This is a genomic window from Burkholderia sp. AU45388, assembly GCF_030481585.1.
GTDB classification, from domain to species: Bacteria; Pseudomonadota; Gammaproteobacteria; order Burkholderiales; family Burkholderiaceae; genus Burkholderia; species Burkholderia sola.
This window is the reverse complement of record NZ_JAUJPV010000015.1, coordinates 127,429-149,402: the sequence shown is the minus strand read 5'-3', so window position 1 is coordinate 149,402 and position 21,974 is coordinate 127,429. Positions and strand designations below refer to the sequence as shown.

Here is a 21,974-nt window from a genome sequence, read left to right as displayed (position 1 = left end):
GGCGCGTGGAGACCCGAGTCGGGTGTACATAGCCGCCTCTCCAAATCCTACGAGGCATTGTCAAAGATGGATAACTGCGCCGCGTACTGCTCTGCCCTGCGCGCGCAACCGGGGCCCGACGGCCCGCGCGACAAGAAAAAAGCGGGCCACCACAAGTGGACCCGCTAAGGTGCTACCGTCAGTCGGAATAACGGCAGCACGCCCCACTAAAACCGTCCCTCGCGCGACGTCGCCTGAACCCGCACGCGGGCGCCCGGTATCAGTCTCCGATGGGCTAGTGGCGCGCGCCGTATCCACCAAACACCCGCGCCAAGCTGCTTTGCAGGGCCACTACCGTGGGCGCCTCACCGCCCGCCATCTTCAACTGGAACCACGCCGTCGCGTGCTCGAGCGCGGCACGCTGGTGTCGCTCGGGCACGCCAGCTTCGGACAGATACTCGGCAGCGAACCTCGCCACGGCGGCGGCATCAACGAGGGCCGACGGATGGCCCTCCGTCGGCTGAGAGATACGGTGGGTGTCGTTCATGGCAAAACTCCTTAGGCAACTACAGGGGCGGGTCAACATCCATTCCGTGGTTCAAGACGCGAATCACATCCAGCGTGGTTGCGGATTCGCGGTAAAAGACCTCGTGCCAGCCCACCCGATGACGGCAAACCGCATCACGTGCGTCGCCTGGTCGTCCGGGCGAGGCACCGCGCGCCAACTGCTCAAGCGCCGTCACAAGCTCGCTCACGTCGCGTTCGCAGTGCGCTCGTGCCCCGGACTCGAGCGCGTGGACCCAGATATTCTCTAGGTCAGCCTCGGCCAGGGGCGTGAGCCGCACCACCCGGGCCCTAACTCCCATGCTTGGCGCGCAGGCGGGCGAGGAAGGCCTGACCATCGAACGCCGTCGGCGCCCCGGAATCCTCCCCGGCGCGGAGTGCTTCCTGCAGCGCCCGCAATTCCGTTTCTTGGGTCTCGAGCAGGCGCAATCCGGCCCGCACCACGTCACTGACCGAGCCGTAGCGGCCAGATGCCACCTGACTGTCCACGAACTGAGTCAAATGGTCTCCCAACGAGATCGACGTATTGCGCGGCATCATGCGGCTCCTATCCAGTTAGGTTAGATTTTATACCAACAATTGGTATTATTTGTGTCGAGCCATGCCGCGCGTGAGAAGCATAGTTATCACCTGTGCGATTTCAGCCCCCACAGCCGCCGCGCCCCTTCCCTGCCCGCCTACCCGCCCGCCAGTGCGAGGGCCATCCGCACCAGCTCGAGCGCGGCGTACAGCACGGCCAGGCCGACGCCGCAGCAGCCGAGCCCGGCCAGCCGCAACACGCACCGCGCGCCGGCCCGGTGGCGATCGGCCGTCACGATCAGGCGACGGACGGCGGTGAGCAGACGACGAAGACTCGTGAGCATGGTGGTCAGGACAGAGCGCCGAAGGCCGGCAATGGGGCCATTGTTCGGGCGCCCGCGCCACGAGTCCTCCTGCGGGTTCTTCGCGGCAGTGGCTGCTCCTGGTGGGGCCGACGCTCTAACGCCCGGCCGGCGCGCGGCCGCCCGGCCCGACGCGGCGGCAATGGCCGCCTGGTTCGCGCCCCAGCGGAAGACGCTGCAGTGGGCAGCCAATGCTCGGCGCCTATATCGACGCGGCCTGGCCGGTCTTCATGCAGACCTCAGCCGATATCGCCGGCCGGATCCGGCGTGCCGATCGACGCTCCGCTGAGTCGGAGCCACTTGAGACTGGAGGCTGGCGATCGCCGATGGCGGCAGGCTGGCCCGAAGATTGAGATCTCAGAATGGCCGCGATGACGATGCCGACGGCCTTCTCCAGCCCGAGCTACGGGCGTTACGTCGTCGGCCGCAACCAGTTTTCGACCCGCAGCCCAGCAACTCGGGCAAATTCGGCCGTGTTGTCCGTCACCAGAACGGCCTCGATTGACAGCGCGTGCGCGGCGATCAGCATGTCGTTGGCGCCGATCAACTGGCCTTGCTTCTCGAGCTCGGCCCGCAATCGGCCGTAGCACCGGTCGGCGTCGGCCTGCAACGGCAGCACGGGCAAGCTCGCGAGAAGTTGCTCGACGCGCTGCGCGAGCGTCGACGAACCGCGTTTTAAGACGCCAAAGCGCAGCTCTGCCGCCACGACGATCGAGGTGCAAAGGTGCTCAGGAGGTGTCAGTCCGATTCGGGTGGCGCAGGCGCCGCGCGGGTCTCGCATCACATTGGACAAGATGTTGGTGTCCAGCAGATACAGCGTCATTCGATGTCGACCGGTTCGGCCGACAGGTTCTCGATGTCGGGAAACGTTTCATCCAGGGGGGTCCATTGGGCAAACAGCTCACGCAAGGGCGCGGCCGGGACGGGCTCGATGATCAGGCGCTGGCCTTCCCGGTAGATGGTGACCTCGGAGACAGCGAGTTCGAACTCGCGCGGAATCCGCACGGCCTGGCTGCGCCCGTTACGAAACAACCGGGCATGGCGAGTGTCGTGAGTGGGCATGAGGCAACTCCTAGTCGAACAAAATGACATATGCCAAAGCATATACAAGCTGAAACCGATTCGCAACTAATGCTGTATCCGACAGATCCCTATGGAGCCGGCTCAACGGCGCCGTTAAAGCCTGGACCGCAAATGCCGTCATACAACACCGGCAACCTCGGTTATCGTGGGTGCCATTTTTCGCCCCTTCCCCTGCCAACTGCAAGCCTTCAGGTGGCAAGGCGTCAACCCAGTGGCGATGTGCGATCCGCAGTACATAGGCGGCCACAAAGCCGGTTGTCGAGTGCCGTCGCTACCGGATCGCACGAGGCCGTAGCACGATGGGGCGGGTGCGCCTTATCGATTGCCGAGTTGCGCCGGCATCTCGCCGCGCACGGCCGGCGCACTAACGCTCGGACCGACACCACAGCCCTCCCCGCCTTTGCCACCTCACTGATCACTCTACTCGATAGCGCTCCCGTTACCTAGCGTCCGTAACGCTCGACGTCGCGCCCGACATCGAACGCCTCAAGCACATCACCGGTAACCGACACATACGACGAGGACTTAGCGCGCCCGCCTCGTCCAGGGCGGTTGGGACGGTGAATACTTGTCCGATGCGATGCAGTTTCTACGTAGAAACCGCATCGCTCTTGAAATGGTCAAAAATTCCTTGAAATTACAAAAAAATATTTTTAGAATCGGAGCCATCACCAAATCGATTTCTACATAGAAACCAGACGAGGTCTCGTCTCTCAACGGAGTATGGGCGAGCTGAGTTTCTACGTAGAAACCAACGCTATGGGAGGTATATGGCAGCGAAGATCATTGCGGTTTTTAATCAGAAAGGCGGCTCGGGGAAGTCAACGATCAGCACCAACCTCGCGGGGGCGCTAGGTCTCGACTCGCGAAAGACGATGGTTATCGACCTGGATCCGCAAGGGACGGCTTCGATTGTTATCGGGAACGCGCCAGAGGATCAACCATTCCCGGCAGCATGCGCCAATCTGGCGATGCTTGCTAAACCAGATCAAGAAATCCGGAAGTATGTTGATGATTATGAATTCATCATCATCGACTGTCCTCCTGCCATCGCCTCGGCAGCGCCGTCAAGGGCGCTGCTCATTGCGGATCTTGGTCTGATACCAGTCGGCGCCTCGGGGGGAAATGTCTGGGCTATCGGGGAGGCGAAGAAGCTTGGCCAAAGAGCTCAAGAGCTAAACGACGATTTGCAATTGCGAACTTTGGCCAATATGAATCAAAACACTGCTGTTGTTCAACATGTGTTTTCCGAGCTGGACAACGATTCAGAAGTACCCGCTTTGAAAACCCGAATTGGCCTGCGCACGGCATATAAGGAAGCAGAGTTGCTCGGTAAAAGTGTGCTCCAAATAAAGGGCGCGAAAGAAGCGCACCGCGAAATCAAGGCTTTAAAGAAAGAGATCCTCGAAATTCTGGAGAACTAAATATGGCGAAGAATTTTGGCGACCAGTTGCGTAAGGGGCAGCAGCGTGACGACGCGATGCGGGCAGAGAAGGTTAGCGACCGATTCGCTAGAGCGAATACTGCGCTGGAGGGACGTGAGAGCCTACTTTCAGAGCAACCAGCGAGCGCCGATGCCAAACACGGTGGTCCAGATTTCTACGTAGAAACCTTGGAGCGGGCGGGAAAGGTTAAGGCGATCACGACGACGTGGCCGATCGATATGATCGATGATAATCCGCTGAATAGTCGGAGAATCTACGACGATGCGAAGGTCAGAGCTCGCGCAAATTCGATTGCGAAAGACGGCCAAATGTTGCCCGCGCTGGCAGCGCGTCACCCGAGTGACCCTAAAAAACTCATTCTGATCGACGGCCAATATCGCAAACGTGCGCGGATTTTCCTCAAACATTCTGAACTCGACGTCAAGATACTGGACGGCCTCGAGCAGATCGATTTTTGGCGGCTCGCCCGGACTGCAAATTCTGAACGCGAACAGGAGTCCGCTCTTGACGCCGCGTACGCTTACAAAGCGTTGCTCGATGAAGGACTTGCGCCCGACCAGGAACGCCTGGCCGCGCTGGTAGGGGAGTCGAAAGGCGCAGTCAATAAACACCTTGCACTGCTGGATCTCCCTGAGCCCGCATTGGACCTCATAGCAGACCATCCAGAATTATTCGGTATCAATATGGCGTATGAGATAACTCTTTACCGAAAAGCGGTGCAAAACGATGATCGCACCCTCCAGCTGATAAATCGAGTCATCACCGAGCAATTGTCATTTCGAAAAGTAGAAGCCATTCGGAAGGCACTACAGAAGGGTCCCCGACAGCGCAACCCTACGGCACGGCAGTTTAAGTACACGCGGCCTGACGGCACTTCGATAGGAACAATTAAGGAATGGGACGACGGCCGAATCCAGATCGATTTGAACCTAGGAGACCAGGTCGAACGTTTCCGGGAAGCGCTGCAGAACATGTTGGCCGCGGATGGCGCCAAAGCTGATTAATGCGTGACGGGGCTGCGGATAAGGTTTGCCGGTGCATGAAAATGGGACTCCGGCAGACACTCTGAATGTGGCCCTAGCACAACATTGCGTTGGAGGCTGGAAGGGGAGGGGAGGGGAGGCGGACCTGACGCATATGTCGGGGCGAATCTGCATAAGCTCACGCATATCTTGGGGCGAGAACGGCTGTGATCCTACGCATATCTTGGGGCGCCCGAGGTCTACGCATATTTCGGGGCGGTTACCTCCTAGCAGGGGACGCATATCCTGGGGCGGTGGACTACCGCATGGCCACGAACAGGGAAGCAAGGCTTCCCTCCGGGCGCATATCTTGGGGCGCTTTCCGAACGCTAGACGCCTCGGCCCACGTCAGTGCTCATACCCGAGCTACGCATAAGGTGGGGCAAATTCGGCCTTCGGTTTCCACGTACTGACTAGCCACAACGTTTTCACGAAAGTGAGCGCTTACTGGGTAAGCGGTTAGCGACGCATATCTTGGGGCGGAAGCTGGCGCATAAATCGGGGCGCACACTGACGATATTCTTCGCATATCTTGGGGCAAGTAGTGTTGCCATGGATCTGCCTACGGGGAGCTGATATACGCATAAGTTGGGGCGGGAAAGGTAGGGCTCCGGCCAAACGCAGCTGGTGCCTGTCTGGCTACGCATAAGACGGGGCGAAAGCCAGGCAACGCAATGGCGTTGGCCCGAAATCAACGACGCAGTACTTCGAGATCCCTACGTGTGTCTGCTTGCAGACGGGTTCGGACGCTCCTGCGTGTCAAGATTTGCGGCGGGGTAAGGTTTTCTGTCTCTTCGTCGTGGTCGAGAGGTCGCGGAACGTGGGCAACCGAAGGTTGTCCACTGAAGCGAGCTCCTCTACAAGCGAATTACAAGTAAACAACCTTTAAAAGCAAAGCTATACGTGCCATTTTTTTTAATCAAATCAATGCCTTTTGCGTGTTCCTGCCCCGAGATATGCGACGGCCGCCCCGAGATATGCGGAATCGGCCCCAATTTATGCGCAGTTGCGGCCCCGACTTATGCGAAAACCGGCCCCGAAATATGCGTGGATAACTTCCCTTATCCACAGGGTTTATCCACAAGCTTGTGGATCGCCCCAACATATGCGTGACGAGGTGCAGGGGCTATGTTTTAATCCGCCAAACTCAGCGAGCACCACCATGCCCGAAAGCGCGAAACCGAAGACCCAGCCCCGGAAGCTGTCGGAGCCGAAATCGACGGCGATTCGACCGAGCGTCGCAAACCGACTCTTCGAAGAATCACTAGCGATAGAGCGCGAGGACGCGTTCAAAGCAGGAATGGCCGGCTTCATGGGGCGCGCGCTGGTTCAAGCAACTCTGCCATATCGCGAGCCCGATCGAAATCTGCCCGTGTGGGGGCGGGCATCCGGTGACATGAGTTTGATCATCAAGCCTGGCTACTATCACGAGCAGAAAACCAATCAGCTCGAGAGCATGGGATATCCCTACGGGACGATTCCGCGGCTGCTTCTCGCATGGCTTGGGACCGAAGCGGTTCGAACGAAGGAGCGGCAGCTCGTTCTCGGAAAATCGCTTTCTGCGTTCATGGATGCATTGGGTATCTCGTCGCATACGGGCGGCAAGAATGGTTCGATCACGCGTGTGCGTGAGATGATGAAACGACTGTTCGCTTCCGATATGGCGATTGTGCAAGGTGGGGGCTCCGCTCCGGGCGCTGATTTCGCGACGCGCAAGTTCAGCATTGCGGACGAGACCGCGCTGTGGTGGGATCCTCAGGCGCCGGATCAGGCAGGCCTGTGGCAGTCAACAGTGACGTTGTCGGAAAAGTTCTTCAAAGAAATCCTTGAGTCGCCTGTCCCGATCGACTTGCGTGCGCTGAAGGCGCTACGTCAGTCGCCAATGGCGATCGATCTGTATTGCTGGCTCACCTATCGTTACTTCTCGCTGCGGGCCCCGACGACAGTTCCGTGGGAAGCGTTGAAGCTCCAATTTGGCTCCGGCGCGTCCGAGGACAAGAAATTCCGGGAAACCGTTCGGCGAGCGCTTCTCCAAGTGCTCGAGGTTTACCCTGCTGCGAATGTTGATCCGACCAAGGCCGGCCTGCACTTGGTTCCGTCGAAGACTAGTGTCCCTAGGTTGATCAAGGCCGCATAATCGACCGCTGGCTGAGGTCAATCACTTCCCGGGTATCAACCTATGCTTTGTCCACCCCGGAACCGGTTCCTTTGAGCGGCGCGTCCTGCACCCGCTCACCAATGTCAAATTTCCGCTGCCCGCTGCAAAGGTTTGGCGTCGGCACGCGTAGTGCGGCCGCGCCGGATGAGTTGCGTCGGCGATCGCTCGCCGAAGTTGTGTTCTGCATGTGGGCTTCGTACTGACTACTTAGCGGGTCAGCTTCTCACGATATATTTTTCGGATGCCTTATGTTGCGGGTGGCGTCCGCATGCAGTGTGTCTGTTGGCTTCTTGTTAGCTCTGCGGTTGAGTAGGGCGATGTCGTTTGAGGTGAGTTCGGCGGAGCTTGACCGTTAGTTGCGTTCAATGGCTGGTCCCTCTCCCTGCAAACCTTATGGCCATCAATGATTAGAATCCATAGCATGCGTAAGACGCACACGCAGGCGTGCAGGCTCGGTGGCACGGCGAAGCCGTGGCATCAAATCTTTTGTCGCTCACCTGGCGACGCCGTGGACGTATCCCGATGTAGCGCTTAGTGCCTGGAAGAGGAGAACGCGTGCGTCCCGATGGCGTTGTCACGCGGCGCATGCGGAGATTATCGCGACCCGGAGCGCACTCAGGCGTTCCTTGCGAGCTTCGGGTCGGTCCGCCAGCACGTCGCCCTGAAGCGACATCTGCTGCGTGCTTCGCTGGATTGAAACACCTCGCCGTGCGCTTCTCGACTTTGTTTGAATTGACCGAGGTCACCCAGAGTCCGCATGAAACATGTAGATCGCGCTCGCAACTGGTGGACTGCGCTAACGTGACAACGACGACTGGGCCTTTGCGGCAGGTCCGCTGGATTGGGTACGGACCTTTTCTTGGGAGCTTCGGAGCATGACGGGACCAGTGGGGCGTGAGAAAGTGAATAGTCGCCTTGACCGTTAGTTGCGTACCCCCTTTCTGCAGAACTTGACTGCGCTGACGTCGAGAGTCGTGTTCGGGCAAAGGGCGCGCACACGCGCGCGTTGAGGCCGATGCCGGAGTATCCGGCATCGGATGATTTACGCGCACTTAGCGGTGCGGCGGGCATAGCCCGCCGTGGCGCTTAGTGCCTGCCGCAGGGGAACGCGTGCGCCTCGATGGTGTGCACATAGGCGGGCAAGCCCGCCCCTCTGAGGCGGAGCCTCAGCTCGATATGGGGTAGATAGAGATAGGTTCTGATTAAGTCCCGACAGCTAACCGCCACCCGTACCGACAGTTAAATGCACTTATCCACATGCGCTGACGGCCGAAGCCTCGCCGCGCGCTGGCGAGTGCGACGCGACGTGTGGAAAACGGAGGGAAGATTCGGGCCCAGGCGTCGGCCTGGCCAGGTCAACGCGAACGCAGTCCTCGCTGGCGCGATGGGAAGGGCAACAGGGGACGCTGCGAGGTTAGGCGGGTGGGGCGAGTTGGTTTCGTGCGATCCGGAAGCACCGGTCGCGGTCCCAATCGGGATGTGCGGCCTTGAGCTCGCCGGCACGGATCATCACCGCGCGCTCGAGTTCGGCCCGACGATCGATTTCGGACAACCGGCGACGCGCCGCGGCTTTCGCCTGCGCGGCCGCCAGTTTGTCGGTCAGCTGGGTGAGCAGCTGGCCAGCGCCGGCGCCGACCTTGCGCTCGCGCTTTCGTTCGGCGTCTAGCCTGCGTTGCGCACGCAGGTGAGCACGCGTGCGCTCGTGGCGCAGCCACTTCCCGAGGCCGAATTGCTCGAACAGCGCGGGTGTCACATACCGAATGGCGGCCAGGCCGCGATATCGCGGTCCATCCTCACCAACCTGCAGCTCGCATTGCGGGCGGCTCTTCACGAGCCGGGCCGTGACTAGGTCTCGCAGCGCCCGTTCCGCGCGCCGTACCGAGAGGCCCGCCTGTTCGGCCAGGTAGGGCAACGTGAAATCCACCCAGCCGCCCTGCGCCGGCACGGCGATACGCAGCGTGGAGACGTCGCAGAACTTGATCAGCGCGCGCACCAGCTGCACGCAGGCGACGCGGCGCTCGCTGCGTTGCTGCCGCCGGCTACCGTTGGCGGCGTTCAGCGACGGGAGCCAGGCCTGCGGCGTGTCGAGATAACGGCCGAGGCGCTGTTTCAGCTCGCGCAGAAGACGCGGGCTGTTGGCGGGCGCCGGGCAGGGGATATCGGCCGGCCAGACGCGGTCGGGAAGCGGCACGCGCGAAATCGGCGCGCGCGCGTCCGCCGCCAGGCAACGAGCACCGGCAGCGGGTTGATGCGGATTCAACGGTGCAGCGGCCGTTAGCGGCAGCGGACCGGGAACCGGTTGCGTCATCGGCTAGCTCAGTTCGTCGCCGACGTGCTCCGTGTCCAGGTTGCTCGATTGGTAGCCTTGGATAGGACACGGCTTCGCATCCCGGCTGCTGCCTCGTTCACGCTCTCGTTCGCGGTTTGGCCCATCTGATTTTCTGTTTTCACTTGGCGTGTCGTTCTTCGTTTCGTTGTCACATGGATGTCGCTTGACAGCACCGACGTCCGGGCTAGAATCGCCCTTGGTCTGATGTGGCGGCACCCCCTTACACCGTCGCTAACATCACTTACGCCCCGACTTCAACTCGGGGTGTTTTTTTTAGTTTTCCTTTCAAATTTCCCTTCTTTCGTCTGACACAACATCGCGGAAGTCCTGCCCGCAGTCCAGCTGACAAATCGCACCTGCCCGCTCGGCGTCGGCGCACTCGATGCGCTCACAACCATGTGGTTGGCCAGCTGTTCTCGCTGTCGGCCGGCATGTCGGCAGAAGGCGGCGGCTCGTCCTCGAGAGGGGGTTCTTCGGGCATCTGCGGCATCGCCGGCGCGGCGGCCGGCCGCGCACGAACGCCTCCCTGGCGGGCTGCCTCATAGGCCGTCAAGGGAAGGGCGGGCATGGTTTCGGATCCGGGTCGCCAGGTCCACGCGTCGAGCGCCGATTCGGAGATAAGGAGGTCCAGCTCAGCCTGGTAGCTCGAGGAGGCCTCCGGCGGCACGACATAGAGCGCGGTGCCGCGCTCCGCGTCGGTCAGCAGCGCGGTGGCGATGGGGTGTATCGCCGTCTGGTTGTAGCGCAGGCATTTCTGGTACCGGCGCTTGGCGAGCGTCTTGAGCAGCGCGTGATCGGAGAGCGTCTCGAACGGGATCCACGAGTCGGTCACCAGCATCATCGAGACTTCCTGCACGGTTGCGATGCCGGTGGCCGACACGCTCGCGGTGGCGATCACCATGAGGTGGATGCCTTCCGTCGCCGCCCAGATTTCCAGCTCGGCTGCGAAGACCTTCTCGATACGTTTCTTGGTCTTCTCGTCGATCATCAGGCCGAAGTCGGGCAGGTGCTTCATGACCAGCTTGAAGCCGAAACGCGCGGTAGCGATCTCCTTCAGTTCCCCGATCACCAGCACGAAGTGCGGCTTGCCGGAATCGGAGACGGAGATCCGCGCGAGGCGCTCGGTGCGGCGCTGGGCGATCAGGTCCTTCTGATCGCCCACGAACATCTCGGGGATGTACAGCAGATCCTCGAGGTTCATCTTCTTCGCGTTCTTGCCGGCGGCGGCCAGCAGCAGATACTTGCGCACCACGGACCAGTTCCGCCTGCCCGCCATGTTGGGTGACCAGCGATTCAGCTGTGCCTGCTCCCAGAGGTAGTGCAGCAGCCCGCGCAGGGTCAGCTTCTTGCCGTCGGCCTTGATGCTGTCGGGTTCATTACCCGAAGGCTCCGGCATCTCGCGGGCCGGGCCCTTGGCCAGCGCGAAACCAAATTTGAGCGTGACCTGGCCCGACTCCGGATCCTCCACGATCGCCGAGCCGTCGACGTCACCGAAGCCGCTGAGGCCTGGCGGCGTCTCGAACGAGTCACAGCCCATCTTGTGCTGGGTGCCGGTGCCCGGCATGCGCTTGACCTGGTAGCGACCCTCGAACCGCGCGATATACATCGGAATAGGTGGGATCGAGCACAGGCAAAGCGGGCGCATCTTTGCCTCGTGCGCGGCCGGCAGCTTGGCGAGGAAGCTATTGCTGTCGCCGTCGTACTCTTGTCCGTTCAATTCAAAGCGTTGCATGGTGGCGCCCCGAGTTATGCGCTGGCCAGGCGTTTGCCCGTCCCGCGCGACGATGCGTTAGCGTTGCGCCTTGCGGGCTCGTGAACGTCGAGGCCACGCGCGCGTGCCTCGATCAGCAGCTGTACGAGCTCCTCGGCTTCGTCCGCGGAGATGTCGCCGGCGATCGCCGCCGACACGATGCTGCGCGGGGTCACCGGCTTGCCACTGCGGAAAATCTGATCGGTCATGAGATGGATCCTCGTGTTCGGATGGAGGAGGGCGATCAATCGCTGCCCGGCGGCGTATCGCCGAAGATCGTGCCGCTCGCGATGGCGGTGAGCAGCTCGCGGGCGTAGTCGATCGACGGGATGGATTCCCCGAAGTACGCGTCGACGCCATACGGGTTGGTGCACCACAGGCCTTCGCCCTCGATGTAGTCGAAGGTGTGGCCGTCGGCTTCGGCCGATTCACCGGCCGCCAGCAGTTTCACGAAGGCCTCGGGCGTTGGCAGGTCCAGCGCGGCCCAATCGCCGGCGGCGATCGCGGCCTTCACCTTCGTGCGCCGCTCGTCGGCCGCCCGCTCTTGCGCCATCTCGGCATCCACGGACGCCAAGGCGTCGGCTAACTCGGCTGCATCACGGGCTTGGTCGACCTCGGTCAACAGGACCTCGCTCTCGAAGGCGTCTTGCAATATCGGGACGTCGACAAACAGCCGGGGGCATTGCAGATCGTGAGCGCCGACCAGGACGAGATCTCGACCGAGATCCCGTGCGCCGTAGCGTGCTCGCTTCAAAAGCTCGTTGCGCGCGTCGGATCCCTCATCGGTAGTGCAGATCGCCATCGCGTAGTCAACGCGGGCCTGCAGGGCGCGCGAGAAGGCGATCGGCACGTCGAGGCGGCGCTGGCCGATGGCCGCGGCGATATCCCGTTGGGTCTGTTTTTTCGATTTCATGGTTTTCCCCTTGGTTACCAAACGAAGCCGGCGCCAACACCGGCGGCGACCGTGCCGCGCGAGTCGGTCGAGCCGTTCGCCTTCAGAATCCACCGGCCGGCATAGGTCGAGATCCCGAGCGCCATCGCGGACTGGCCGCCGTAGGTGCCGCCGCCGATTGCGACCATGCTTCGGCCCGGTGCCGGCGCCTGAGGCAAGCTCGCGATCGCGACGGCCGCGGCGATGCCGCCGTTGGCGTCGCGCCGATCGTGGTCGAGCCGGTTGCTCAGGTTCGTGACCGAGTCGTTCAACTGCTGGACGTTGACGGCATCGGTCGGCGCCGTGCCGGCGGACACGTTGGCCAGGACACGCGTCGTTCCGGCCGCCGCGTTGCCGATCGACACCGAGTCGTCGCGGTCGGCCACCGAGCCGGCACCCAGCGCCACGGCATTCGCGCCGGTCGCGCTTGCGTTGCTGCCGACGGCAACCGAGTCCGTGCCGGACGTGGCGGCGCCGGTGCCCAGCGCGGTACTGCGATCGCCGCTGGCGGCCGCATTGCTGCCGATGGCCGTCGCGTCGGCGCCGGTTGCGATCGAGCCGCCGCCGGTGCTGTTGAAGGCGGCGTATTTCAGGCTGCCTTGCCCGGGCTCGGGGATGGTCTGGCTGAAGCTCGAGGGCAGGATGGCGCCGAGGCGCGAGGAGAGGGCATTGATCGCGCTGGTGTTGGCGGTGACGGCCGCGTTGGTGGCGAAGAGCTGCGCCCCGTTCACCGCGTCCGAGCTGGCCGCCGTCAGCGCACCGGCCGCCAAGTTGTGGATCGTCACCGCCGAGCCGGCACCGAGACCACCCAGGGTCACGCTGAGCTTGGTGGGGTCGTCATAGGACAGCGTGTTGCCGGCGATCGTGTTGACCGTGCCGATGACCTGGTCCAGCTGGCCGACATTGACCGCGTCGGTGGCGTTGACGCCGGCGGCGACCCCGGCGATGCGCCGCGCGCCGGCCGTGCCGCTGACATCGAGCGTGGTGCCGCCCGTGGCGGCGCCGACCGTGATCCCGCTGGCGCCCTGCTGAACGAGGCCGACGGTGCCGGCCGCGAGCTGGCCCGCCAGCGAGGAAACAGTCTGGTTCGTTGCGTACAGCTGGCGCCCGGAGACGGCATCAGTACTGCTGGCCGAAAGGTTCGCGTCGGCCACATTCGTGAGCGCGACCGGCATGCCGGCACCTGGCGCGCCGAGCGTGATCCGCGTGCGGGACGCATCGTCGTAGGACACCGCGCCAGCGCCGACGGCCCCCACTGCGGCCGCCACGCTCTGCAGCTGCTGCAGGTTGACGCCGTCGGTGGCGTCCGTCCCGGCCGCGACGCCCTTCAGCTGGCGGGCGCCCGCCGTGCCGGCGAAGTTCACGGCAGAGCCCGCGGTGTCGGCACCGACCTGGATAACGCCGTTGGCGAGCCCACCGGCTTGCTGCGCCAGGCCGACAGTGCCGGCGGCCAGCCCCGACTGCAGCGCTGCCAGGCTCGCGCCATTGCCGGACAACCCGGTGGACAGCGACGATACCGCCTGTCCCGTGGTGGTCGCCAGGGTCGAGACGGCCGCCGCGGTGGCGCCGATCGCCTGGTTGGTGGCGTAGAGCTGGTGGCCGGCCACGGCGTCCGTGCTTCTGGCGGACAGGGCGGCATCCGCGACGTTGGTGAGCGCGACCGGCGTGCCGGCGCCCGGTGCGCCGAGGGTGATGCGCGAATGGGATCCGTCGTCGTAGGCGACGGCGCCGGTGCCGACGTTGCCCACGGCAGCCGTGACGCTCTGCAGCTGCTGCAGATTGACGGCATCGGTGGCATCGGTGCCGGCGGCCACGCCCTTGACCTGGCGGGGCCCGGCGCTGCCGTGCAAATCCACGGCGGTACCGCCGGTGCCCGCGCCTATCGTGATCAGGCCGGTGCCAGTGCTGGCATCCTGTTGCACGATCCCGACCGTACCGGCCGCCAGACTCGATTGCAGAGCCGCCAGCGTCGTCCCGCTGGTGGCCAGCCCCGTGGACAGCGACGTGACGGCCTGCGCGGTGCCTGTCGAGAGATTGGCGAGCGTGGCCTCGGCCACGGCCTGGCCGGTCGACAGGGATGTGAGCGCAGCGGCGCTGCCGGTGGACAGGCTGCCGAGCGCCATCGTGGTGCTGGCCAGCCCGCTGGTGAGCGAGGCGACCGACTGGTCGGTGGACGTCGACAACGAGGCGATCGCGCTGCCGACTGCCGTGGTCGCCTGCTCGGCGGCGTACAGCTGCCGGCCGGCCACGGCGTCCGTGCTGGTGGCCGACACGGCGGCATCGGCCACGTTGGTGAGCGTCACCGGCGCGCCGGCGCCGATCAGCCCGAGCGTCACCCGCGTGTGGGAGGCGTCATCGTAGGCAACGGCGCTCGAGCCGACTGCGCCCGTCTGAGCCGCCACGCTCTGCAGCTGCTGGAGGTTGACGGCGTCGGTGGCGTCACTGCCGGCGGCCACGCCCTTGACCTGGCGCGCCCCGGCGGTGCCGGCCACCTCCAGAACCGTGCCGGCTGCGTTGCCGCCGATCGTGATAGAGCCGGTGCCCGCTTGCTGGACCAGACCGACGGTGCCGGCGGCCAGCCCGGACTGCAGCGACGCGACGGTGGCGTCGGTCGAGGACAAGCCGGTGGACAAGGACGCCAGGCCGCGGCTGGTGCCGGTCGACAGCGACGCCAGCGCATCCGTCGTACTGGTCGAGAGGCCCGCGATCAACGAGGCGTTGCCGGCGATCCCGGTCGAGAGCGAGGAGGTGGCCGCCATGGACGCCGTCGAGAGCGTGGCGATCGCGCCAGCGTTGGCGCTCGTGGCTTGCTGCTGCGCATAGAGCTGCCGGCCGGTGACGGCGTCCGTGCTGCTGGCGCTCAGGGCGCCATCGGCGACGTTGGTGAGGGCGACGGGCGAGCCTGAGGTGCCGAATGTCACCCGCGTATGCGACGCGTCGTCGTAGCCGACGGCACTGGCGCCAATGGTGCCGGCCTGGGCGGCGACGCTCTGCAGCTGCTGCAGGTTGACGGCGTCCGAGGCGTCGGTACCGGCGGCCACGCCCTTCACCTGGCGCGCGCCGGCCGTGCCGGCGACATCGAGGACCGTGCCTGCGGTGCCCGCACCGATCGTGATCGCACCTGCGCTGGCGCCGCTGGCTTGCTGCACCAGGCCGATCGTGCCGGCGTTCAAGCCGGCCCGAAGCGCCGATATCGTCGTGCCGTCGCTGGCCACGCCCGTCGACAGCGACGTGATCGACTGTGCCGCGCCGGTGGACAAGCTGGCCAGCGCCGTGTTGGCGCCGGAGAGACCGGTCGACAGCGAGGACTCGGATTGAGCCGCCGAGGCGGACAGCGACGTGAGCCCGTTTGCCATGCCAGTCGACAAGCTCGATATGCCGGCGGCGTTCGCCGTCACGCCCGTCGACAGCGATGTGACGATCTGCGCGGTGCTCGTGGACAGCGTGACGACCGCCTGAGCGGATGTTGTCGAGAGCGACGAAAGGTTCGCCGCGGTGTTGGTCGACAAGCTGGCCAGGGCAGTGCCGGCCCCGGCGAGACCGGTAGAGAGGGAAGCTACCGATTGGGCCGCGGAGGTAGACAGCGACGTGAATCCCTCTGCCATGCCTGACGACAAGCTGGCGATCCCTGCGGTGTTCCCGGCAACGCCGGTCGACAGCGACGCAACGGAAATCCCGGTGCTGGTGGAAAGCCCGGTGATCGCGCTGGCCGTGCCGGTGGAAAGACTGTTGAGCGCTGCATGGGTGCTGTCCAGGCCGGTCGACAGCGAGGCGATCGATTGCGTCGCCGCCGTCGACAGGCTGACGAGTCCGGTGGACAGGCTGGTGATGCCCGACGCATTGCCGGCCACGCCCGTTGACAGTGATCCGATCGATAGATCCGTGGCGGTCGAGAGCGAGGTGAAGCCGTTCGCCACGCCAGTCGACAAGCTCGCAACGCTGGCGCCGTTGGCAGCAATGCCGGTCGACAGCGACGTGACCGATTGCGCGGTGCTCGTGGACAGGTTCGCGACCGCCTGAGCATTCGACGTCGACAGCGAGGCGAAGCTGTAAGCCGTACCGGTCGAGAGGCTCGCGATGGCCGAGGTGCTGCCGGCCAGGCCCGTGGAGAGCGACGCCATGCCACTGCCCACGCCAGTCGAGAGGCTCGCGATACTCGAGACATTCCCCGCCACGCCAGACGAGAGCGATGCGAGCGAGCTGCCAGTGCTGGAGGACAGGCCGGAAAGCGCGGTGCCCGTGTCAGCCAGGCCGGTCGACAGCGAAGCCAGCGATTGTGCCGAGGTGGTGGAGAGCGAAGCGAGACCGGTGGACAGGCTGGTGATGCCCGTCGCGTTGTCCGCCACGCCGGTCGCGAGCGACGTCTGGGACTGGCTGCTCGAGGTCGACAGACTGCTCAGCGCCTGTCCGACCTGGTAGAGCTCGGAGCCGTTGACCGCGTCCGTACTCGTCGCGGTCACCGAGCCAGCCGCGACGTTGGTGATCTGGCGGGGGGAGCGGGACTGCCCGAAGCTGACCACGCCGTTCGACGTGGTGCCGGCGACGGCATAGTCCTGGCCAGCGATATTGATGCTGCTGAGCGGATGCGCGGCCCCCGTCACAGAGCCCGCGCCAATGGCCACGTCGCGGGGATTCGTTGCGATCGAGGACGTGCCGATCGCCAGGCCTTGCTGGGCCAGCGCGGCCGACGACGAACCGAGGGCCACCGCATTGGTGCCCGTGGCGGTGGCCTTGAACCCCAGCGCCACTGCGCCACCCTGTGTCGTGCCGGGCGAATTCGCGAGCGCATTCAACCCGATGGCGAGGTTCGCTTGGCTGGTCCCGCCGCTCGAATCGATGCCAGCCGTCGTGCCGTTACCGATCGCGATGTTGCTCTGGTCGGCGGCCGTCACGCTGTAGCCGATCGCCGTGGCATACGAGCCCGCCACTGCCGTGTTCCCGATGGCCACTGCGTTCAGTTGCGCGCTGGCCGACGTCCCGAGCGCCATCGAATCATCGCCCGCGGCTGTCGAGCTGTAGCCGATGGTCACCGCGCGCAGGCCGAGCGACGAGACTGCCGTGCCTTCGGCAATTGAATAATCGCCCGACGCGACGGCGCCATTGCCGTTTTGGATCGCACCGGCACCTTGCGATTGCGCAGGCGCCTGTCCGGACACCGATGCGAGCGCCGCGGCGATCGCGATCGATATCCCGGTGCGTTTGGGTCTTTTCCTCACTTTCATTACAATCCCCGCTTAACATCGAGATCCCGGATTACGGGACGTTTACGCCTGCGCTTGCGCAGGACCTGGAGCCCTCTGTTCCTGTCTTCCGCCAAGATTCCGGGAACAGAGGGGTGTCTTTTCAGGTGCTTCAGCGCCGACCTGGCCGAGTCGGCTGCGGCGCATATCGAGCACCGCGCTCTCGTAGGCCGCGCGCAGCATCGGGATATCCGCGATCAAATTCGGGCACTCATAGATGTCCTGCGCGGCATGCGCTCGCCCGAGCGCAATCGCGTGCTGCCGTGCGGCCGCGAGATGGGTGAACCACGCAGGCGAGCCGATGTCGGTCGTGCAGACGGCATAGGCGTACTGCACCCGGGCCTCGAGCGCTCGCGCGAAGGGCGACAGAACCGGGCTCATCGGCTGACCTCCGACTGGCCAAACAGCGCCGCTGCGATCACCGGAAAGGTCCGTTGCATGGGCGGGTAGCAGATCTGGTTGACTGCGCAGCCCTGGTAGCTCACGGTCAGATCGAACATGTCATGAGCGTTCACCGGCACGCGCAGCGTGACGGCGTGCTCAAAGACTTCCACCGGCCGGCCTGCGGCGGGGTCCGGCACGACCTTCCCAGCGCGGTGCTGGATGGCACCGAGCCGCGCCTGGCCGTCGTCGCTGGTGACGCGGAAGCGATCGCCATACAGCCGATAGCCATCGGCGATCGCAAAGTGCAAGACAACGACGCCCGGCTCCTCGGTCATCCGAACGCGGAACGCCTGATCCGGCGGGAGAAACTCCTGCGCCTGGGTGGCGACCGCACCCATAAAGCTCAGGACACAAGCAAGCGCGCTCGCTGCGAAAAGCCGGCGCATGGATCGACGGGCGGCGCTCATCGCGCACCTCGCATCAATTTCGATTCGATCCACATCACCCCACGCAGGACTGGCAGCGCGGCAAAACCCCACAGATAGATCGTGCTGCCGCCGAGCATCGTGTCGGCGGACATATCGAAGATGACGTCCGGCAGCGCCTCAAACGGCGCTCCAGGGTGGACCTTGTTGAACGTCAAGGCCAACCCAAGCGCGCCGAGCAGGCAGAGGCAAAGACCGAAGTCGCGCAGATAGCGCTGAGCGCGGCGCAAAGCGCTCCATGAACCGCGCTGGGTGCAGCGGAGACGGAGCGCCGGCGCGAAGAATGTGGCGGCGACAAGCAATCCGGCCACCACCGGCTCGATACCGTCGAGGAAACTTTGTTGGTCGACAGCGGTGACCGGAACACCTGCGGAGGTGCCGAGTGCCAGCACCGCGAGCATGGCGATCACGTGGCGACATTGCACCGGCCGTCGATGAGGGCGGATGCGCATAGAGGACGTTCCGTTATGCAGTGTTTCATTCAAAAAAGACCAGCCGGGCCAGCCGGCTGGCGTCAAAGGAAGTGCGAAATGGGTACACACACTTCCGGGGATCAAACAGCTACGGGCGATTGCGATTACTGACCGATACCGCCCTTGGCCACGTCGGTGGTCTCGGCGAAGGTGTATTTCTTGACGACGCCGCTGTCATCGAACAGCACCGTCAGGGTTTTCTTGCGCACGTCTGCGCCGTGCGCGAAGGCGCCGACGATCGGCACGAAGTTGATGGCATGCGGCGTCGCGTGGGCGAGTTCATACGTCCAGATCTCGAAACCGGAATCGGTGAAGGTGGTCTTGTTCGGCGATCCGAATGCGTCCTGGACGTCCTGCTTCGTGCTCTTGCCTTGCGTGATCTGGCTCTGCACGCTCGTCTGCGTCGCCGATTCGAGATGCTCGTTGCCCGTGGTTGCGCAGCCCGTCAGCAGCGCGGCGGCGGACAGGGTGGCGATCAGCAGTGCGTGTTGGGTCAGCTTCATGGTCTACCTCGTGTTGTGGTGAAAAGGGGAAAACAAGGTGTCGTGTCGTCGGGCTAATACAGGCGACCGCCGCGCTCGGCCTCGCAGACTGCGCGGTACCAGTCGTCCATGTGACGCCTCACCTGCAGTTCGACGTAGCTGATGTAGGGTCGCCACCAGACATAGAAGAGCGAGATAACCGCGCCGGTGAGGGCATACATCGCGAGCCAGGCGCGCGGCACAAAGGCGATCGGCCGATCCAGGTCGAACCCGCCGGCGACCAATTGCGCCCACAGAAAGAGCGACGGCGCCCACGCCAGCCAGCAGAGTGCGACCCACTGAGCGACGTAGCGGACGGCCCAGCTCGCCTCGATGCGCAGCAGCCTTGGGCTCGTCCACATCTGCAGCCGCACCTGTCGGCGCTCATCGAGATAGAGGCGCGTGAAGTGCGGTACGGCGCGAACGCGCCTTGCTCGCGTGAAGGGGTACATGGGCTCTCCTATCGCTCGAGCGAGTGCTGGTGATCCTGGACGCGCTCCGCCTGCTCCAGGTGCTGCTCGTGGTCCTTGACCTGGTGCAGGGCGCTGTCCGGGGAGTAGTGGATCGCCACCTGCTCGCCCACCTCGATGTCGCGCGACAGTCGCTCACGCGGATAGACGATCCCGACCGTCTGGCCGATCTTCACGAGCGAGTGGTGGGACGAGTTGGCTAGGACCTCGCCGCGGTAGTGGCGCTCCAGCTCCTGCGCATCACGCAGGATCAGGTTGTGCCGATCGCCGGCCAGACCGATCGCGCGGCGCGACACGTCATCCGGCACGTCGCCCTCGGGAAGCTGGCCGCGGTGGATCTGCTCCGACAGGTTCGCGCGCTGGATCTCGGAGCTCGGCACCGTAGCGAGTTCGGTTTGCGTCTCGAGGTGGTGGTAGGCCGCATCCAGCTCGGGGAAGAGGGCGAGTGCCTGGTCCCGGCCGAGCGTGTCGAAGGCCCTGCCGCGCTCGGCGTCACGCGCGTGGTCCACGGCCCGCCGGCGTGGGGCGCGGGCGGTATCGACACCGCCATCCGGCTGCGGCGCTTTCTCGGCCTTGGCGGGTTCCACCTGGCGGCTCAGCTCGTGGCGGCGCTCGTCACGCATCGGCTGAATACCGCCCGGATCGAGGACCACGACGCGACCGTTGACCACGCCAAGGTTATCCGCGCCCTTGTCACCCCAGTGGTAGCCCTGGCGCTCGAGCGCCGCGGCCATCCGGTCCGCGTCGGCAGGCGTGATGCCACGGGTGTCCGCGCGCGGCATGACCTCATAGCGCAAGCTGCCCGCCTCACCGCTGGCCACCGGCTGCAGCACCTCGGAGATTTTCGGCCGCTGCACCAGCTCGCCCGTGCCGAGCCGAACCACGTGTTTGTCGTCGGCGACCAGCACCACCGACGAGGCGCCGGCGTCCAGCGGCGTGAGGTGGGTCAAACCGAGCGCACGAAGCCGCGCCTCGAGGGCGGCGAAATGGGGCGAGTTCGCAATGTCCTGAGCGACGGGATCCGGATAATGGCCGCCGAGGTTGGGTACGTTGCGGGTCATCGAGCGCAGGACCTCGCGCAGGCTCCGATCGGAAGACGGCTCGATTGCGGCCCGCGCCCGGCTGGGCGCTGTCTGTGCAATCGACTGGCGCGCCACGACCGCGTACTCTCGACGCAGGGCAACGTCGGCAATATCGGGCGAGGGAGCGCCTCGCGCGGTGCGCAGCGCGAGGATGTCGCCAAGCATCGCCGCGTGGTCCGCGATCTCCTCATGGGTCATCGGCCGGCCGCGTTCGCGCGCGATGGCGTCAGCGGCCGCCGGCGGCTCGCGCCAGTCGCCCTGATGCAGCTCGTTGCGGTAGATCTCGCGATGGTGCCGATCCACGATCAGGATCCGGTTCACCGCCTTCTCGCGCTCGAGCAGCGCGACCGTCTCGACCATCCCGGCATACGCCTGATCGTGCTGCTGAGGATTGACCACCCGTCCGACGCCCGTGGTGGCGATCTCGCGCTCCGTGCGCATTTGGGCGCGCGCCAGCGACACGTCGCCCGGCATGGCCACGCCGCGCACCTCCAGCGTGTAACCGCGCTCGTTGAGCCGCCGCGCGAGGTTGCGCAGGCTCTCCGGGTTGCGCATCGTGCCGTCGATCACGAGATTCCGACGCGCTTCGGACGCGGCATCGGTCAGCCGCCCCGACCAGCGGCCGGCCTCGACGTGGGTCAGGTCTGCGGCATGTTGAGGGTTCTGGCGAAGCAGCTGGCTGTACTGGGGGAGGTTCTCGCGCATGCGGTCGGCGTCGACCAGCACGGCGCCGCCGCGCGCGCCGAGCTCCGCCATCGCCTGCCGCGCGAGCGCGGTCTTGCCGGCGCCAGGCTGGCCGCCCAGGAGAATGGCGGTCGGCGCCGCCTGCTCGCGACTGCCCTCCAGCGCCTCGCGCTCCACGCGGGCGTAGGCACGTTGCATCACCAGATCCGGGATCGTGTCCATGTCGCGCTCCGGAATCAGGCGAGATCCGCGTTCAGCTGGCGGGCACGAGGGCCATAAAGCGCCAAGGCCGTGGCGATCGCCGGTGCGTCATCCGGCTGGAGCGCATCCCGCGCGGCGACCAGTGCCTTGCGCTCGGCTTCGGCCGTGGTCGCGCGCGCGACATCCGGCTCACGCTTCATCTCTTCCTGGGCGATCACCGCGACCTGGTGGGCAATCAGCTGTCCGATCGTTTGGCAGGCGACTTCGTAATCAACGTGAGGCATGGTGTTCT

21 protein-coding genes and 1 pseudogene are annotated in these 21,974 nt (G+C 64.7%); 4 read left to right on the top strand and 18 right to left on the bottom strand.

Going from position 1 to position 21,974, the window contains the following annotated elements:
* Positions 1 to 274 precede the first annotated feature (274 nt).
* The 6 genes from QZM72_RS23030 to QZM72_RS23005 all read right to left on the bottom strand — a co-directional run bounded on the left by QZM72_RS23030 (position 275) and on the right by QZM72_RS23005 (position 2,486).
* Positions 275 to 526, bottom strand: coding sequence for a hypothetical protein (locus QZM72_RS23030; protein WP_186135057.1), 252 nt, complete (start codon positions 524 to 526; stop codon positions 275 to 277).
* Between the two features lie 19 nt (positions 527 to 545).
* Complete coding sequence (locus QZM72_RS23025; RefSeq protein WP_186135058.1) at positions 546 to 845, bottom strand: type II toxin-antitoxin system RelE/ParE family toxin; 300 nt, start codon at positions 843 to 845, stop codon at positions 546 to 548.
* Positions 835 to 1,080 (bottom strand): type II toxin-antitoxin system ParD family antitoxin, encoded by a 246-nt coding sequence (locus QZM72_RS23020; protein WP_036030950.1) that lies wholly within the window; start codon positions 1,078 to 1,080, stop codon positions 835 to 837. The genes QZM72_RS23025 and QZM72_RS23020 overlap by 11 nt, the downstream gene beginning before the upstream one ends.
* A gap of 140 nt (positions 1,081 to 1,220) precedes the next feature.
* Positions 1,221 to 1,406, bottom strand: coding sequence for a hypothetical protein (locus tag QZM72_RS23015; protein WP_186135059.1), 186 nt, complete (start codon positions 1,404 to 1,406; stop codon positions 1,221 to 1,223).
* Between the two features lie 430 nt (positions 1,407 to 1,836).
* The gene (locus QZM72_RS23010) at positions 1,837 to 2,247 is read right to left on the bottom strand and encodes a type II toxin-antitoxin system VapC family toxin (RefSeq protein WP_124076896.1); all 411 of its coding nucleotides are present in this window, start codon (positions 2,245 to 2,247) and stop codon (positions 1,837 to 1,839) included.
* Positions 2,244 to 2,486 (bottom strand): antitoxin, encoded by a 243-nt coding sequence (locus QZM72_RS23005; RefSeq protein ID WP_013699970.1) that lies wholly within the window; start codon positions 2,484 to 2,486, stop codon positions 2,244 to 2,246. The genes QZM72_RS23010 and QZM72_RS23005 overlap by 4 nt, the downstream gene beginning before the upstream one ends.
* A gap of 791 nt (positions 2,487 to 3,277) precedes the next feature.
* Here QZM72_RS23005 and QZM72_RS23000 point away from each other — a divergent pair.
* From QZM72_RS23000 to QZM72_RS22985, 4 genes and pseudogenes are all read left to right on the top strand, one after another.
* Positions 3,278 to 3,931, top strand: coding sequence for an AAA family ATPase (locus QZM72_RS23000; RefSeq protein ID WP_036032694.1), 654 nt, complete (start codon positions 3,278 to 3,280; stop codon positions 3,929 to 3,931).
* Positions 3,932 to 3,933: 2 nt separating this feature from the next.
* Positions 3,934 to 4,956 (top strand): ParB/RepB/Spo0J family partition protein, encoded by a 1,023-nt coding sequence (locus QZM72_RS22995; RefSeq protein ID WP_186135060.1) that lies wholly within the window; start codon positions 3,934 to 3,936, stop codon positions 4,954 to 4,956.
* Positions 4,957 to 6,079: 1,123 nt separating this feature from the next.
* The gene (locus QZM72_RS22990) at positions 6,080 to 7,111 is read left to right on the top strand and encodes a replication protein RepA (protein ID WP_301739315.1); all 1,032 of its coding nucleotides are present in this window, start codon (positions 6,080 to 6,082) and stop codon (positions 7,109 to 7,111) included.
* 616 nt (positions 7,112 to 7,727) lie between these two features.
* A pseudogene (locus QZM72_RS22985) lies at positions 7,728 to 7,888 on the top strand (IS6 family transposase); the annotation flags it as partial.
* A 658-nt stretch (positions 7,889 to 8,546) separates the two neighbouring features.
* Here the strand turns inward: QZM72_RS22985 and QZM72_RS22980 are convergent.
* The 12 genes from QZM72_RS22980 to QZM72_RS22925 all read right to left on the bottom strand — a co-directional run bounded on the left by QZM72_RS22980 (position 8,547) and on the right by QZM72_RS22925 (position 21,966).
* Complete coding sequence (locus tag QZM72_RS22980) at positions 8,547 to 9,440, bottom strand: Crp/Fnr family transcriptional regulator (RefSeq protein ID WP_301739314.1); 894 nt, start codon at positions 9,438 to 9,440, stop codon at positions 8,547 to 8,549.
* Between the two features lie 409 nt (positions 9,441 to 9,849).
* Positions 9,850 to 11,193 (bottom strand): DUF1173 domain-containing protein, encoded by a 1,344-nt coding sequence (locus tag QZM72_RS22975; protein WP_301739313.1) that lies wholly within the window; start codon positions 11,191 to 11,193, stop codon positions 9,850 to 9,852.
* 14 nt (positions 11,194 to 11,207) lie between these two features.
* Positions 11,208 to 11,420 (bottom strand): hypothetical protein, encoded by a 213-nt coding sequence (locus tag QZM72_RS22970; RefSeq protein ID WP_017917850.1) that lies wholly within the window; start codon positions 11,418 to 11,420, stop codon positions 11,208 to 11,210.
* 35 nt (positions 11,421 to 11,455) lie between these two features.
* Entirely contained in the window at positions 11,456 to 12,124 is a 669-nt protein-coding gene (locus tag QZM72_RS22965; RefSeq protein WP_186153245.1) for a hypothetical protein, read from the bottom strand.
* A gap of 14 nt (positions 12,125 to 12,138) precedes the next feature.
* On the bottom strand, positions 12,139 to 17,364 hold the full coding sequence (locus QZM72_RS22960) for a YadA-like family protein (RefSeq protein WP_301739312.1): 5,226 nt from the start codon (positions 17,362 to 17,364) through the stop codon (positions 12,139 to 12,141).
* A 42-nt stretch (positions 17,365 to 17,406) separates the two neighbouring features.
* Positions 17,407 to 17,763: a hypothetical protein gene (locus tag QZM72_RS22955; protein ID WP_301739311.1), complete on the bottom strand. Its 357-nt coding sequence runs from the start codon at positions 17,761 to 17,763 to the stop codon at positions 17,407 to 17,409.
* Positions 17,760 to 18,233 carry a protein-disulfide reductase DsbD N-terminal domain-containing protein gene (locus QZM72_RS22950; protein ID WP_301739310.1) on the bottom strand — a complete coding sequence of 158 codons (474 nt, stop codon included), beginning with the start codon at positions 18,231 to 18,233 and terminating at the stop codon, positions 17,760 to 17,762. Before QZM72_RS22950 ends, QZM72_RS22955 begins: the two co-directional genes overlap by 4 nt.
* Positions 18,230 to 18,652 (bottom strand): hypothetical protein, encoded by a 423-nt coding sequence (locus QZM72_RS22945; protein ID WP_301739309.1) that lies wholly within the window; start codon positions 18,650 to 18,652, stop codon positions 18,230 to 18,232. Before QZM72_RS22945 ends, QZM72_RS22950 begins: the two co-directional genes overlap by 4 nt.
* A gap of 176 nt (positions 18,653 to 18,828) precedes the next feature.
* A complete protein-coding gene (bamE, locus tag QZM72_RS22940; RefSeq protein WP_052142817.1) occupies positions 18,829 to 19,227 on the bottom strand; it encodes an outer membrane protein assembly factor BamE in 399 nt (132 codons plus the stop codon).
* Between the two features lie 53 nt (positions 19,228 to 19,280).
* Positions 19,281 to 19,697 carry a hypothetical protein gene (locus QZM72_RS22935; RefSeq protein WP_301739308.1) on the bottom strand — a complete coding sequence of 139 codons (417 nt, stop codon included), beginning with the start codon at positions 19,695 to 19,697 and terminating at the stop codon, positions 19,281 to 19,283.
* 8 nt (positions 19,698 to 19,705) lie between these two features.
* Positions 19,706 to 21,703, bottom strand: a complete 1,998-nt coding sequence (locus QZM72_RS22930) for a zeta toxin family protein (protein ID WP_301739307.1) — start codon at positions 21,701 to 21,703, stop codon at positions 19,706 to 19,708.
* A gap of 14 nt (positions 21,704 to 21,717) precedes the next feature.
* Positions 21,718 to 21,966 carry a hypothetical protein gene (locus tag QZM72_RS22925; protein WP_186048565.1) on the bottom strand — a complete coding sequence of 83 codons (249 nt, stop codon included), beginning with the start codon at positions 21,964 to 21,966 and terminating at the stop codon, positions 21,718 to 21,720.
* Positions 21,967 to 21,974 lie beyond the last annotated feature (8 nt).

What these genes read in the sequence shown, in the direction of transcription:
- QZM72_RS23025 (WP_186135058.1), bottom strand. Translation starts at nt 845, where the DNA reads ATGGGAGTTAGGGCCCGGGTGGTGCGGCTCACGCCCCTGGCCGAGGCT.
- QZM72_RS22945 (WP_301739309.1), bottom strand. Translation starts at nt 18,652, where the DNA reads ATGCTCGCGGTGCTGGCACTCGGCACCTCCGCAGGTGTTCCGGTCACC.
- bamE (WP_052142817.1), bottom strand. Translation starts at nt 19,227, where the DNA reads ATGAAGCTGACCCAACACGCACTGCTGATCGCCACCCTGTCCGCCGCC.
- QZM72_RS23000 (WP_036032694.1), top strand. Translation starts at nt 3,278, where the DNA reads ATGGCAGCGAAGATCATTGCGGTTTTTAATCAGAAAGGCGGCTCGGGG.
- QZM72_RS23030 (WP_186135057.1), bottom strand. Translation starts at nt 526, where the DNA reads ATGAACGACACCCACCGTATCTCTCAGCCGACGGAGGGCCATCCGTCG.
- QZM72_RS22925 (WP_186048565.1), bottom strand. Translation starts at nt 21,966, where the DNA reads ATGCCTCACGTTGATTACGAAGTCGCCTGCCAAACGATCGGACAGCTG.
- QZM72_RS23005 (WP_013699970.1), bottom strand. Translation starts at nt 2,486, where the DNA reads ATGCCCACTCACGACACTCGCCATGCCCGGTTGTTTCGTAACGGGCGC.
- QZM72_RS22950 (WP_301739310.1), bottom strand. Translation starts at nt 18,233, where the DNA reads ATGAGCGCCGCCCGTCGATCCATGCGCCGGCTTTTCGCAGCGAGCGCG.
- QZM72_RS22930 (WP_301739307.1), bottom strand. Translation starts at nt 21,703, where the DNA reads ATGGACACGATCCCGGATCTGGTGATGCAACGTGCCTACGCCCGCGTG.
- QZM72_RS23015 (WP_186135059.1), bottom strand. Translation starts at nt 1,406, where the DNA reads ATGCTCACGAGTCTTCGTCGTCTGCTCACCGCCGTCCGTCGCCTGATC.
- QZM72_RS22970 (WP_017917850.1), bottom strand. Translation starts at nt 11,420, where the DNA reads ATGACCGATCAGATTTTCCGCAGTGGCAAGCCGGTGACCCCGCGCAGC.
- QZM72_RS22995 (WP_186135060.1), top strand. Translation starts at nt 3,934, where the DNA reads ATGGCGAAGAATTTTGGCGACCAGTTGCGTAAGGGGCAGCAGCGTGAC.
- QZM72_RS22935 (WP_301739308.1), bottom strand. Translation starts at nt 19,697, where the DNA reads ATGTACCCCTTCACGCGAGCAAGGCGCGTTCGCGCCGTACCGCACTTC.
- QZM72_RS22965 (WP_186153245.1), bottom strand. Translation starts at nt 12,124, where the DNA reads ATGAAATCGAAAAAACAGACCCAACGGGATATCGCCGCGGCCATCGGC.
- QZM72_RS23010 (WP_124076896.1), bottom strand. Translation starts at nt 2,247, where the DNA reads ATGACGCTGTATCTGCTGGACACCAACATCTTGTCCAATGTGATGCGA.
- QZM72_RS23020 (WP_036030950.1), bottom strand. Translation starts at nt 1,080, where the DNA reads ATGCCGCGCAATACGTCGATCTCGTTGGGAGACCATTTGACTCAGTTC.
- QZM72_RS22955 (WP_301739311.1), bottom strand. Translation starts at nt 17,763, where the DNA reads ATGAGCCCGGTTCTGTCGCCCTTCGCGCGAGCGCTCGAGGCCCGGGTG.
- QZM72_RS22980 (WP_301739314.1), bottom strand. Translation starts at nt 9,440, where the DNA reads ATGACGCAACCGGTTCCCGGTCCGCTGCCGCTAACGGCCGCTGCACCG.
- QZM72_RS22975 (WP_301739313.1), bottom strand. Translation starts at nt 11,193, where the DNA reads ATGCAACGCTTTGAATTGAACGGACAAGAGTACGACGGCGACAGCAAT.
- QZM72_RS22960 (WP_301739312.1), bottom strand. Translation starts at nt 17,364, where the DNA reads ATGAAAGTGAGGAAAAGACCCAAACGCACCGGGATATCGATCGCGATC.
- QZM72_RS22990 (WP_301739315.1), top strand. Translation starts at nt 6,080, where the DNA reads ATGCGTGACGAGGTGCAGGGGCTATGTTTTAATCCGCCAAACTCAGCG.